General features: G+C 47.7%; 16 protein-coding genes. 1 reads left to right on the top strand and 15 read right to left on the bottom strand.

Annotated features, from left to right (window positions below; all coding sequences use genetic code 11):
- The 15 genes from ACKI4H_RS05100 to ACKI4H_RS05030 form a co-directional block, all read right to left on the bottom strand.
- Positions 1-1,893: hypothetical protein (locus ACKI4H_RS05100; RefSeq protein ID WP_407304257.1), on the bottom strand; the 1,893-nt coding region annotated here is incomplete at its 3' end.
- Positions 1,890-4,205, bottom strand: a complete 2,316-nt coding sequence (locus ACKI4H_RS05095) for a hypothetical protein (RefSeq protein ID WP_407304256.1) — start codon at positions 4,203-4,205, stop codon at positions 1,890-1,892. The genes ACKI4H_RS05100 and ACKI4H_RS05095, both read right to left, overlap by 4 nt.
- On the bottom strand, positions 4,192-4,968 hold the full coding sequence (locus ACKI4H_RS05090; protein ID WP_407304254.1) for a hypothetical protein: 777 nt from the start codon (positions 4,966-4,968) through the stop codon (positions 4,192-4,194). The genes ACKI4H_RS05095 and ACKI4H_RS05090 overlap by 14 nt, the downstream gene beginning before the upstream one ends.
- 87 nt (positions 4,969-5,055) lie before the next feature.
- Positions 5,056-5,328 carry a hypothetical protein gene (locus ACKI4H_RS05085; RefSeq protein ID WP_407304252.1) on the bottom strand — a complete coding sequence of 91 codons (273 nt, stop codon included), beginning with the start codon at positions 5,326-5,328 and terminating at the stop codon, positions 5,056-5,058.
- A 62-nt stretch (positions 5,329-5,390) separates the two neighbouring features.
- A complete protein-coding gene (locus ACKI4H_RS05080; RefSeq protein ID WP_407304250.1) occupies positions 5,391-5,672 on the bottom strand; it encodes a hypothetical protein in 282 nt (93 codons plus the stop codon).
- A gap of 32 nt (positions 5,673-5,704) precedes the next feature.
- Complete coding sequence (locus ACKI4H_RS05075; RefSeq protein ID WP_407304248.1) at positions 5,705-7,066, bottom strand: DnaB-like helicase C-terminal domain-containing protein; 1,362 nt, start codon at positions 7,064-7,066, stop codon at positions 5,705-5,707.
- 142 nt (positions 7,067-7,208) lie between these two features.
- The gene (locus ACKI4H_RS05070) at positions 7,209-8,216 is read right to left on the bottom strand and encodes a hypothetical protein (RefSeq protein ID WP_407304247.1); all 1,008 of its coding nucleotides are present in this window, start codon (positions 8,214-8,216) and stop codon (positions 7,209-7,211) included.
- 52 nt (positions 8,217-8,268) lie between these two features.
- A complete protein-coding gene (locus tag ACKI4H_RS05065) occupies positions 8,269-8,496 on the bottom strand; it encodes a hypothetical protein (RefSeq protein WP_407304245.1) in 228 nt (75 codons plus the stop codon).
- Positions 8,497-8,503: 7 nt separating this feature from the next.
- Positions 8,504-8,677, bottom strand: coding sequence for a hypothetical protein (locus ACKI4H_RS05060; RefSeq protein ID WP_407304243.1), 174 nt, complete (start codon positions 8,675-8,677; stop codon positions 8,504-8,506).
- 76 nt (positions 8,678-8,753) lie between these two features.
- Positions 8,754-9,119 (bottom strand): hypothetical protein, encoded by a 366-nt coding sequence (locus ACKI4H_RS05055; protein WP_407304242.1) that lies wholly within the window; start codon positions 9,117-9,119, stop codon positions 8,754-8,756.
- Positions 9,120-9,146: 27 nt separating this feature from the next.
- The gene (locus ACKI4H_RS05050; RefSeq protein WP_407304240.1) at positions 9,147-9,404 is read right to left on the bottom strand and encodes a hypothetical protein; all 258 of its coding nucleotides are present in this window, start codon (positions 9,402-9,404) and stop codon (positions 9,147-9,149) included.
- A 195-nt stretch (positions 9,405-9,599) separates the two neighbouring features.
- On the bottom strand, positions 9,600-9,869 hold the full coding sequence (locus tag ACKI4H_RS05045; RefSeq protein WP_407304238.1) for a hypothetical protein: 270 nt from the start codon (positions 9,867-9,869) through the stop codon (positions 9,600-9,602).
- 143 nt (positions 9,870-10,012) lie between these two features.
- Complete coding sequence (locus ACKI4H_RS05040; protein WP_407304236.1) at positions 10,013-10,651, bottom strand: hypothetical protein; 639 nt, start codon at positions 10,649-10,651, stop codon at positions 10,013-10,015.
- Between the two features lie 103 nt (positions 10,652-10,754).
- The gene (locus ACKI4H_RS05035) at positions 10,755-10,958 is read right to left on the bottom strand and encodes a hypothetical protein (protein WP_407304235.1); all 204 of its coding nucleotides are present in this window, start codon (positions 10,956-10,958) and stop codon (positions 10,755-10,757) included.
- Positions 10,958-11,410, bottom strand: coding sequence for a hypothetical protein (locus tag ACKI4H_RS05030; RefSeq protein WP_407304233.1), 453 nt, complete (start codon positions 11,408-11,410; stop codon positions 10,958-10,960). The genes ACKI4H_RS05035 and ACKI4H_RS05030 overlap by 1 nt, the downstream gene beginning before the upstream one ends.
- Positions 11,411-11,556: 146 nt before the next feature.
- Between ACKI4H_RS05030 and ACKI4H_RS05025 the strand changes: the two genes are divergently transcribed.
- Entirely contained in the window at positions 11,557-12,336 is a 780-nt protein-coding gene (locus ACKI4H_RS05025) for a hypothetical protein (RefSeq protein WP_407304231.1), read from the top strand.
- The last annotated feature ends 55 nt before the right edge of the window (positions 12,337-12,391 follow it).

The following is a 12,391-nucleotide window of genomic DNA, read 5'->3' as shown; positions in this document are numbered from 1 at the left end:
CCGGAGCTTCGTGATCTTCGGGGGCTTGCGCGTGTACTGATAGGCGAGCGTCTCGATCGGTACATCCTTTTCTTTTGGCAGCTTTGGCTTCTTGACCTCTTGCAGCGCGCTGAGGCGCTTCCAACGTCCTGATCCCTCGTTGGTTGTTGCATCACCAGTTGGAGCCGCACGATCAACGGTGTTCTTTTGGATCAGATCGGACAGACGACCCATCATGGTCATGACCTGGCCACGGTTACGGATAGTTGCGCGTTTACGACGTAGGGCCATCAAGATAGGTTGACGACGACGTTCAAGCACGTCATCTGGAATACCAAGAGCAGACACGAGAGCAACTACCGCTTGGGCAAACTCATCGTTGCCAACGTCGATTGCTTCCTCAATTTGTGACTGTGCATCATCTCCACGAATATCTAGACGAGCCGCCAACAGACGGAGAGCACGCTCAAGCGATGAGTCCTGTTCAATCATCTGAGATGTTTGATAGATGCCAGCTCCCACTGCTGAAGGCCCAGACGTTGAAACAAGTTCGCCTGGAACACCTAGTGCCATAAGAACAGATTCAAGTAACTTTTGAATAAAGCCACCACGCTTGTTCTTTGCCTCACCGAGGTGACTTTCTTGAACTTGGCCATCTTCTGTTGGGATGTTGTAGCCCTTTGCAGCGGCGAGACCTTGGTAAAGTGTAACAAAGGCACGGCGCACGGCGACCTTCTTACGTAGCATGTCAGCTGCTCCAGCGATGGCATCAGCAGTTTCTGCGCTATTCATGAATCGACCTGGGATGCCGCACATGAAGTGGAAAGCAATGAGGCGTTTTGCGAAAGGCAGCTTAAGCTTTGCGGCCAGCGCTCGAGACTGACTGTCAAGTGGAATGTTAAAACCATCCTTGACGCCATCACGATCATCAGAAGCATCTGCTTCGTTGAGCACTCGATTAAGGAACTTGGTACCAATTGTTGTCATGCTTTTCTCCTGTTTATTTTTTGTTTCATTGAGCGCAGACCCTGATGGGATATGGCTTTCTGCTGCTGATGCTGGCTCAGCGGGCTGAGCTTTCTTTTTCTTGCGTTTCTTTGACGTGTCATCCTCTGAATCCTCGTCATCTGAATCAGGGTCATCCTCTTCATCCTCGTCATCTGAATCCTCGTCATCTGAATCCTCGTCATCTGAATCCTCGTCATCTGAATCTGAATCCTCGTCATCTGAATCAGAATCATCGTCATCCTCATCAGGAGAAACCTTTGGTTTGCCTGAAGCAGGATCAGCTTCAGGTGGATCACGATCATCTGCCGAGGCCACGACATCATATTGATCATCTGCAAAGTCCGCATCATCCTCTGGATCATCGAGCTCATCGTCAAGCTCCATGTCAATATCTGGATCATCGAGCTCATCATTGTCATCTTGGTCCGCATTAGGGTCACGTGGCCAAACAACGTCGACGATGTCAAATTCACCAGTGAGGCGGTTGATCGCTTCCTCGATGTCATCCTCGAGACCAAGCATGTTCTTCATTGCGTCTTCGAACTTATCTGCTTGCTCGGCGTTGACGTACACCTTGACGATCTGTCCGTCATCAGTCTCTAGACCGAATGGAACAGTCTCGACCTCGTCGTTAAGCTCTTCGGCCCGCTCGATATAATCAGCGACGTCCGAACCAGTTACCTGGCCTGAGGAGTTGATTGTATTACGCATGAGGTTGAAGCCAATATCTTGTGTTGCTCCAACCTTGTCAACAACGTCAGTCGACCCTGCGTCAGTCGCGTCGGACTTCTTCAGGGCGGTTTGGACATTGTTGAATTCCTTGATCAGGCTTTGTTTTTCCGTTTTAGCAAGAGGTTCAAGCTTCTTGACCGGAACTGCAACTGAAAGGTCTTTGAGTAGACTCATTGTGTTTCCTTATTTTCTGTCTCAGACTCTGGACGAGTGAACCTGGCCTTCTTCACGTCAGGGTTCCGTTTTCGTTTCACTGTCCTGCGTGAGCGATTTATCGTCCCTTGATCCTTTGGATCAGACGTCGTCTTGTTAATCACGTCAACTGCAGGAGTATTCTGTGATGCAGTTGGATCGGCATTTCCCATTTCATCTTCAACTAAAGCGTTAACGTATGGAATTAATCTTTCTTGTACCATCTCGTCATTTTCCCCATTGGCATTTAGGATCAATTTATCCTGAATTGCTTTTATTCGGAAGAACAGCGGTGAGGTCGGGATGAACTGTTGAATGTAGAAAAACAACTTCGACATAAGCTTCACCTTACCATCATGATCAAGTTCGTCGTACTTGAATACCCCGTTCATTAAGATATTTATGCGATCTGTAGCCATTCCTTCAAAACGCTGCAGGACACGCAGCGTTTTCTGATGATCAGACCATTCAATTGGGACGTCCTTGCCAGCGCTAAGGTCCATGTGCATTAACCTTGATCGTGATGGATCAGCGTGACGCGCTACTTTGAAGAGAGCATTTGCAGCCTTTGGCCCAATAAGCTTCTTCACTACTGGTGAAGAGGAGTGCCAGATAGGGTAACCCCAAAAGTTGAGCTGGGACATCGTTGGTGTCCATGCGGTCATTCTATAATGTGAACGGTCTTTGAGAAGGCGGATGCCCTTCGTGTCATCCGCCTTGTAAATGATAACTGTCATAAACACCGTAGCGAAGTAGATGTTTAGGAGGGTGAAGGCGTCCTTGTTCTTATACAGTGCCTTGTCCGTATCAGGCTTCTTCTCGAGGATCAAACGTGACTCATTCACAGTCGCGACGTGCGCATTATTCACAGCTTTGGCATGGTGACCGTACATGATTGCGACAACTTGGGCCACGGATTTGGCGGCCTTGATCTTATCAAAGAGCTCGCTGATGTTACGATGCGATTCAGCGAACACCAGGAGGGTCCGCTTCTCAATCTCTCGTGAGATGCCAATGGTCTTCCCATTTTTTAACTTCAGCTGGAAGTTGTCTTTATTAGCCTTGAAGTCCTCGAGCAAGGCCTTAAGGTCCTTGGCTGCCTGCTGGACAAGGGCCAAAAGTTTTCTCTTAGTACCAAGAAAGTCATCAATGTCGAGGTTAGCTGCGAATGCCTTCACGGTATCTACAGGCGTGGCTCCCTTGACTTTCTCAAGGGCCTTCTTGGCGGTCGCGCCACGCGCAAGCTCCTTGTTCCCCAGTAGGTCAGCGATCTGTATCTTCATGTTGCCGAGGATGCCACCACGCGCTTCGAGAGGTGCATGGCCGTCAAGCGTCTTCACCACGCCTGAAATTTGATTTCGAATCGTATGATTGAAGGTGTTGATCGTAGTGAAGGTATCCTTGTCGACGATCTTGAAGAGGTCACCAGTTGTGGGGTCACGAAGCACGACTCCCTCAATGCCAACGTCCTCGTCAGCTGTGACGTCCTTGTCGCCGAGAGCTGGCTTGATCTTGCTGATGTAGTTGTCGAGCAGCTCCCTTTTGATTGGTAACCTGAAGCCAGTCATGACCTTTGCTGTGATCTCTTCCTTCTTGTCCTTGGCAGCTGGGCGATCCTTGACAGGAATGGAACCAAGGGAGTTCTGCAGGACCTGCATGTTGGACAGTTCAGGCGAGCTCTCAAGCCCTGCAGGTTCTTGCAGGTAATCTTCAAGATCCTTGAGAATCTTGTCTAGCTGAACGTCCTTGAGCTTCTCAGTTGGTATGCGCTGAGCGCCAGTGAACTGGTAAGTAATCTCGGCAGGAGTGAGGTCAAGGTTTTCACCATCAGCCGTTTCAATAATTTCAACACGCACCTTAACAGACTGACCACCAAGGGTTGACGTGAGTTGATCAGCGATGACATCAGGGGTCCCCTCAACGCCTCGAAGGAAGGCGATGTAGGACTTGCCATCAGCTCCGTACGTGACAGCATTTGGCTGACGGCCGTAGAGAACTTCCATCTCGACCATCTGGTTCGGCTGCATGACGCGTTTAATATCTTCGATCTTATGCTGTAAAGCGGCGTGTGCAGCTCTGAAGCCATTATAGGCTGCAAATCTAGGATAGTCCCCCTCCGAGTAAAAAGGCTTGGACCCTTTTCTTTTCCCTTCGCGAGAGGTATAGAGCTTGCCGTCCTCGTCCAATCCCAACCAAAGGTTGGAACCGTCCAGCTTTTCTGATGCGTGCATGGTGCCAATATTCTTGACAGCTTTGATAAATGCTGCGAGCGGAAGATCTTCAAGGTGCTGCATATGGAATCTCTTTAAATGTTGGGAGTTTACGCAATTGATATGGGTGCTTGCTCAAAACAAGACATGCAGCTCGCATCGATTTATAGAGAGTACCGTCTATTTCGACTTTAAAGCTTCTACGCGACTTTCCCGTTAATGATCTCGAAAGATTAGCCCGCCACTCATCGCCGCATGCTGCTTTGCGTGCAGAATTTATTCTATCACGCATTTCAGTGTCATCCCACAATGTCTGAGAAGCCTTCTGTCGTTTTGCTTGAACTTCGGGCCGAGCTGAAGCTTCAGTTGAGACTCGAGACATTTTTGCACGATGTTCGGGAGAAGAAATGGCTTCCTTAATGCTGGCTGATCGAGCTGCTTTTTCCTCAGGGCGATTACGAGCTTCACGATAGGACTGAGAAATTTTCTCCTTATCCTCAGAGGCTCGAGCAATTTTCATGCCCTCAGAAATTTTCCGTTTTGTTGACTCATGACGCTTACTGTGACGCCCGCCAGTATCGAGGTTGGCACATTTTTCTTGAGCCACAAATTCTTCAGTAACTAACAGAGCTTCCTCAGCATAGGCTGTTTCTTCATCCTGATACATTCCTAAAATCTTCGTATCCCATTCTGGGCTTGGGTATTTCTTAAAGATGTTACATATCAAGACCCCAGAACCTTTATATTTTCCAGCAAGTACAGCCTCAGTGCCTCCTTTGCCGGCATAGAACCAACCTGATGGATGACGCGAAATATAAATGCAGTATGGAAGGTGGGAGATGCTCATGATGTTCCTTTGGAAGATAGGCCTATTTATGACAAAGGGGCAAGGAGTCTCTATGCTCCTTGCCCCTTCGCTTTCACGGTGAGCCGATTATTTGGTAAATGGTTGGAAGTCTTTTGCTCCAGCAGCAATTACTTTTTTCTTGAAGTCTTCTGCTTCTTTTTCGTTATCAAATGTTTTCAGATCTTTTTGCATGCCACGCCCACGCGGATTGGTTCGCGGCGCCTTGACATACACAGTGTGTTCGCCACGTCCGACAGATATCAAAACATTAAAATCAGACAACGGACGACCATTGATCTTTTTTGGGATTTCTGTTTCAGCAGCTTCGCTGAGCGCGAGCATCTCTTTAAGAAGTTTCATACATTATGTCCTTTTAAGGGTTGTTCTATTATTTATACAACCCTTAGCTGTGTACACTGATTTTATGCAGGTGCTGCTGCGTCAGCAGGTGCTGCTGCGTCAGCAGGTGGAGCTGGTTGATCTTTCGGATCACTTTCTTTCTCAGCGAGCTCCTTCTTGACCGCGTCGCTGATCTGTTGGCCAATTTGTTGTAAGGCAGCCTGTGTCTTCATGACCTCAAGTTGCTGCTCTTGGAGCTGTGCAGTGAACTTGTGGTAAATGAATACTGCCTGCTGAACGCCTGCTGAGAATTGCTCAATGTCATGGTTTTGACCATCGAGGTTAATAGTTTTTTGCTGTTCCATAAAACTCCTATATGGTTTGTGTGATGCAGTATTTACTGCTTATCTTCGTACTTCGCGGTCAGGTCAGTCAAGGTTTTCTTCGGCGCGCCAGGTGTTACGTTCTGCATGCTCATGGTGCTTTTCTTCTTATTGAGCGGCAGTTCCTTACCCATGTCGAAGATGCGAAGTGAGTTCTTGTCCCAGCCCATCGTCACCTGCTTCGTCGTTGCATCTGAGTTCCTCGACTTTGGAAACTCGAAGCGGTATTCACCTGCCTCGTGCATCGCGTCAGTCTTTACGGTCGCAATCATCAAGTCAGAGGTGTTGGTCTTGGACGAACCACCTTGGACGTCGCCTTGGTGCATCTTGCGGCCTTCCTCGATATCGTTCGTTGCGTGCTTGCCGAGCTGCGAGGCCGAGATCATGATGCAATCATAATCGAAACCAATCGCGCGAACCTCTTCGGACACAAACTTGTCCTTCAAGAACATCGACTCACCAGCACCCTTCTGCACTGCACCCATGATGTCGAGGTAATCAGCGATCACGAAGTCTGGGCGGAAGGCGTGAGCCGATTCCAGCTCACGCAGATATGCAAGAATGTCATTCGCGTTCGAGCCTTCACGCATCCTCTTAATCCAGAACTTTGCTCCACTCTGTTCATGGAACTTCGACACAGCATCGGCGACCTGGGTCTTGTTCATGTTGATCATACCGGAATGCATCCGTGCCAACATCTGGTCAAGACGACGCGCGACCTTCTTGTCACGCATCTCCAGCGAGATGTAAACACCGTGAAGCCCCTGCGCGAGGAGGTTCTTTCCAAGGTTTGCCATCGACACCGACTTACCACCGCCCGATGGAGCGAGGAAGGTGATGAGCTCTTGACGACCAACACCGCCACCGATCACGTCGTCGACAGTCTTCCATCCAGTGGAGATGACTGGGTCTTCGGTCTCATCTGCTTCCAATCGAGCAAGAGGGTCGTTGAAGTAATCGATACCGAAGTCAGTGAGAAGACCAATCTCGGTGGCCTTCTTCATCTGGGCGACCATCGTGCCGAGGTCACCTTTCTCAAAGTAGCCGTCTTTTCCAGTTGCACGACGAATCACCTCGATGCACGCTTGGAACTTGCAGAACGATGCGATCTGTTCAGCAACGAACTGCATGTCCTGGCGAGGCAGGTGTACGTGTTCAGTTGCGAGCTTTGTCGCTGCACGAAACACGCTGTCAGCAGGGACCGAGCGATATTCGTGAAAGTACTCTTGAATGAACTTCACGCCCTTCGCCAGGTGAGGGTCAAAGAACGCCGGTTGCAGAATGTTATTGACCTTTGCGAACAGTTCAGGGTTCGAGATCATCGAGTTGATGTAGAGGCGCTGCGCGTCCTCGTCTAAAAGTGGTACATCGTACATTAGTGCCAATCCTCCTCACCGCAAATAGTGCATACGTACTTGGATTCGGCCATGCTGGAAGCGACCTTCACCCATTGGTGCTTACAAGGTTCTTTCTTCTTTGACTCTTGTAGTTCAACCTTTATTTCTCGTGATTGATCCATTATTTTCTCCTTAGTCGTGCTTCCATCAGCCCCATGTTGAGGCTGATGGAGGATTGTAACATGTTGGTCTTTGTAGTTGCATTCTTTACCAGGCTGTACGCAGTGTATGGCAGGCCGAACTTTACCACCGAATCGTTGATGTCATCAGCTCGAATGTCAACAAAGGTGATTTCCCAACCATTCGCAAGGACTGTCTTTCCAAGTTCTCCACCTGTTTGGTCGCGGTCAATCACGAAGATGAGGCGACGCTTCGTTCTCTTCAGAATTTCTATCTTTGCAACAGTAAGCGATGCGCCGAGGGTGCAAACTCCATTGATCATGAGGGCATCGAACACTCCTTCAGTGCAGAAGAGCGGTGCTGCCTCATACGTGTGAAGCTGATCGTATCCGTACAGGACCGCATCCTTCGATACCTCACAGTTCCTATATCGTGGTTTTACACCCTTATCAATCGAACGCGCCTGCCAATAGATCAACTTGCCACCCCTCCAAAATGGAATGATAACTCGTCGTAGCATCTTTGGGTCGAGGCTGAAATAAAAGTTATGCTGAAGTGGGTCGATGCCGCGGCCTATAAGGTACTCAAGGATAGGCGCTTGAAGCTCATCATGTCCTTCTGAAAGAAGGGGTCTGGTTCGGTCTGGGAAGGCAACCTCAGGGGTGTGAAGCTTCACCCTTGTGACCGATTCCAATGAGATTGACTTCTCCTCAGGGGGTTTGAGGAAGATACTAGACGTTAGCTCACGTAGGTCCTCACGAGTAATACCAAAGCACTCAAGGATATCTTTAGCACTTTTGGAGATCTTGCCAGTGCCTTCTTCAACACGAAAGCGCGCCTGGCAATTCCAACAGCTGTAGCCGGTGGTGTCACCGTCAAACTTGAAGCCGCCCCTTTCGGAGTGGTCATTGCAACAGGGGCAACGCAGATTATAGAAGCCGGTTGGGCTAATATTTCCTAGCGTCACCCGTTCTCTGATGATAGATTCAAGTGTTTTTTGTTCGAGCATGTATCATTGTAACATGCTCCGTTACTTTTGGGAACCTGAAACCTGATTTGATTCAAGGAGGGTTCCCATTCTTGTGAATATTGCGCCGCATCTTTGCCCGTTCTTCTGCTTCCTTTTGAGGATTGTAGCCAATTCCATTAGGATAACACCCGCCTTCCAATTTCTGTGCCAAGGCATCTGCTGCATTGAACACCTTCATGCACGCCATACCCATGATACGGAAGATCAGCATCACAGTGAAGAGCAGCGGGATGCTGATCCAAAAGATAACTTTCTTCATACTTCTCCTAGATAAAGAGGCAAGGGTGGCCTTGCATATCCCTGATCGCGCAGCCGACAACCAAAACGCTCATCCCGTAGATCGACCAGAGGCCATTATTTCGATAGTCCACCACGATCCCTGAGGTGATGAGAACAATGATGATCAACCACTTGTACAGCTTCGCCAACCTGATACGCATGATGTTCTCCTTGATTATCTCGTGTTTACCACTCGAAGTCACACCAAGAATCTTTGTAAAGTGCGTGATTATCTCCTTATTCCCAATCATCGTAGACGATGTCGTCACCATTTTCTGTGAGAAAGTTAGGATTCCTTCCATCCCAGAAATTCATTGCAGCTTGGCATTCTCCCTTCGTGGTAAAAACTTGAACTGCACGGCTGTCATAGTTGTACGGACGGACGCCTGCGTCACCCAGATAAATGACATGTCGCCCAGTGTTAGGATCGCGGTGGCAACAATTACTAGCATCATCTGCCACACAAGTCACTTCAATTATGTTGCACCTATAAACTTCCCCGGTATCAATCACAACTTCCACTGGGATGTTCAGTTTTTTATCCAAACCTGCAACCCAGACGTGCAGACCTGCTTTGATGATGTCACCGGTAAGTTTTGCCATGATTTTTCTCCTGTGTTCGGTTTTAAATTATGCGTTCGACAGTGCTTGTTGTGCCAGGACCTTCTGAACCTTGACCAGAACCGTGTCGAACTTGGTACGACGAAGGTCCGATTTTTTGCCGCACTGCAGTTTAGCTGCATGTGCGACGAGCTTGTCGAAGTCCTTGACTTTGCCACCGAGAACTGCTGCATTCCAGACCGGGCCGAAGGTAAAAGTAGTACGAGCAGCTTGCTGCTCGAGGTATTTCGGAGCAGCTTTGACGGTGGTTTGTGCTTGGTTTTCCATTTTAATTTCCTTCAGTTTGTTTGGTTGATGTAGTTATTATACACTAACCACCCTAGATGTACACATCTAAATGAAGGAAATCAAAAAATATTTTACGGATAGTCGAAAGAACTTTCTCGACGGGTGCTGAGCTGAAGTTCCAGGTCAGGGTCCTTCAACACCTTGTCAACTTCTTGTTTTAGCCTACGACGTTGTTCACGGTTGCTTTCGAAAATCCAGCCGCCGGTGTATCTCCAGATGTGGTACCTGCTGCGGTCTTTCGGCTTCCGTGGGTGTTTGCTTCTTGACATGATTGTGCTCCTGTTGTGAGTGGCACAATCGTGTCTGCTTTTCTTTGTATGCGTATTTTCCTGTCATTGCCCTGTTTTTCTTATGATAGCGCACCGAACCATAGGTGCTGCCGAACTCGAGATAAACCGTATGGCCCTTCTTGAGGCCACGTTTTCCGTTTGCGTTGAAGGCCATGAGCTCGCCTTTGGCAGGTCTCAACAAGAGCCTTGTTGAGACCTGCCTTTTCTGCTATCCGCACACCGAACTCATACCATGAAACAGCCGTGTTGTTCGAGACATGCCATATTTCACCATTGTTAAAATTGCGGGAATCCTATTTACAGTTTCCGTTTGCGCTTAAATGCTGCAAGCTTCTCTGCTCCCTCACGCGCATAGTGAAAGTCGTCGTCAACGGATTGAACGCCTGTTGGCCCCCGGTTGTAGGCATTCGTCAGCTTCGTGCCGCTCAACGCGTACTCCTTTTCCAGGATGCGCACGTACTTTGCCGCGATCTCAACGTTGAACTTCTCGTTGAGGATCAGATTCGCCTTGACCTCGTCGTCGGTGTGGGTGTGGAACTCATACTTGTTGTAAAGCTTCGGGTTGCGAGAAAGCACATCACGAGCGGCTGCTAGTTTCAACTGCATTGGGCCATAGTAAGCTTGTGGACCAGGATTAGCAACCTTATAAGATTTTGCCGTGCCAGCTCCGGTTTCTTGAAGAAGAATTGCTTGAAGCACCTCAGGATTTCGGATACCTTCTTGTTTAGCCATGGAATACGCCATGTTAAGAAGGTAAGATTGCTTGTTGCTGAGAGATTTGGGAAGGAGGACTGCTGCTACGCCTCCCATTGTTTTACCCGGTTTCTCGGCGATAACTGCTGTTGCGACTGGAACTGGTGCCCGCTCAAAAAGTTGGTAAGCACCGTACACCGTTCCGGAGGCAAACAGCGCCATTACTGCGATGACCTGTTTCATATGTTCTCCTTATTTCTCAGTCAAAGTTCAACCGATACTACAATAGTAACACAAAGTGTTGCAAAGGTGTAAAATAAAAAGGGACCGAAGTCCCTTTGATTTGCTACGCTAAATTCAAGATACAAATTTCACTGGGTTCATCTTTTGATGCGATCATGATGATCTGTTGATCAGCACCAAGAACTTTTTTAAAGTCCTTCTTGATGCTTTTCATGTATTTCTTGGCAAGCTCTGGTGGAAGCTGTCCAACATTTACCTTCATCAAAATGATATCACCCGGACGCAACGTCAGGGAGCTGAACGTCATTACATCATCTCCGGTTTTTCAGTCGCGATGGTTGCACCGCGTGGATCAGAGAACTTCGATCCGATGATTTGATCGTTGTTGTAAACCTCGACAGATGCCAGACCACCACCGAGGATTGCACCACGTGGGCGCTTGATACGAACATAGTTGGTATGGAAGAAGTCAAGTGGATTGATACCGTTGTTCAGCTGACCTTGCGATAGGAGTTCCCACAGTGGGTACTTGTCAGCGTGAACGGAAACGAGGAACTTCTTGAGACGACCTTTGTCGATCGGGTGGAGCTTGTCAACCTCGATGCCATAGATAGAGCCATCAGGTGCTTCCATGACGACTGCAATTTCCTTCAGTAGACCATCATCGTTCCAATCACAGAGAAAAACGTGTTTTAGGTCAGTGGGACGCAGCTCAATTTTTGCGCGGGCTGGTGCTGTTGCTGGTACTTGTTGTGCCATTTTACTTCTCCTATGTAGATGGGAATGCGCTTCGCGCTTTACCTAACTAGAACCCATGAGCAGGAACATCCTGCTTCAGGTTTATTTATGGACATCAGCTAGAACTTCAGTCAATAAATACAAAGTGACTAACAAATGGGGGTGAAATGAATTTAGAATTTAAGCCACTTGCGAACAAATACTCACGTTGGTATTTTTCAATCACGCAAAATAGAAAAGATAATCCCATTACTGGATATACAGAAAATCATCATATACAGCCAGAATGTTTGGGAGGTACTCGTTCTACTGATAATATGGTGCGGCTATCCGCAAGAGAGCATTATATTTGCCATTTGCTTTTAACAAAAATGCTTGTAGGTGAGCCAAAGAAACGAATGGCATTTGCATTTAGAAGTATGCACAGAAAGAAAAATGACATGGAAAGATATATTCCAAGTTCTTACATCTATCAAATAACTAGAGAAGCTATAGATTTTAAACCTGGAGAAGAAACTAGACGCAAAATGTCAGAGTCTGGAAAAAAGAGACCACCTATTACAGAGATTACACGTAAAAATTTGTCAAATAGTGTAAAAGATTCTTATACACAAGACTTACGGGCTTTACGATCTCAACAATTTAAAAATCAAATTTTCACAGAATCGCATCGATCTAAACTGTCAGAATCAAGAACTGGTATGATTCGAACAGAAGAATCAAAACAGAAACAAGGTCAAACTTTACGAGGAGGTAATAGCCATAGATGCAAGATATGGACGCTACAATCACCACAAGGTCAAACTTTTATCACCAAGGACATGACGTCCTTCTGTGGAGAACACAACTTGAATTATTCTTCTCTTCGAAATCGCGCACGTGAAAAATCCCACGTTCCGCTCACTAAGGGTTTGAGCAAGGGATGGGTAGTAATCTCTTGCGTATGAGAAGGGGGCCAGTGGCCCCCTTCATCAAAAAATGTTGTGGGCGCTATTTGTGACC

This window comes from Acinetobacter sp. (assembly GCF_045628685.1).
In the GTDB taxonomy this organism is placed as follows: Bacteria; Pseudomonadota; Gammaproteobacteria; order Pseudomonadales; family Moraxellaceae; genus Acinetobacter.
Note: the sequence above shows the minus strand (reverse complement) of the source record. Positions and strands in the feature narration are given on the sequence as shown.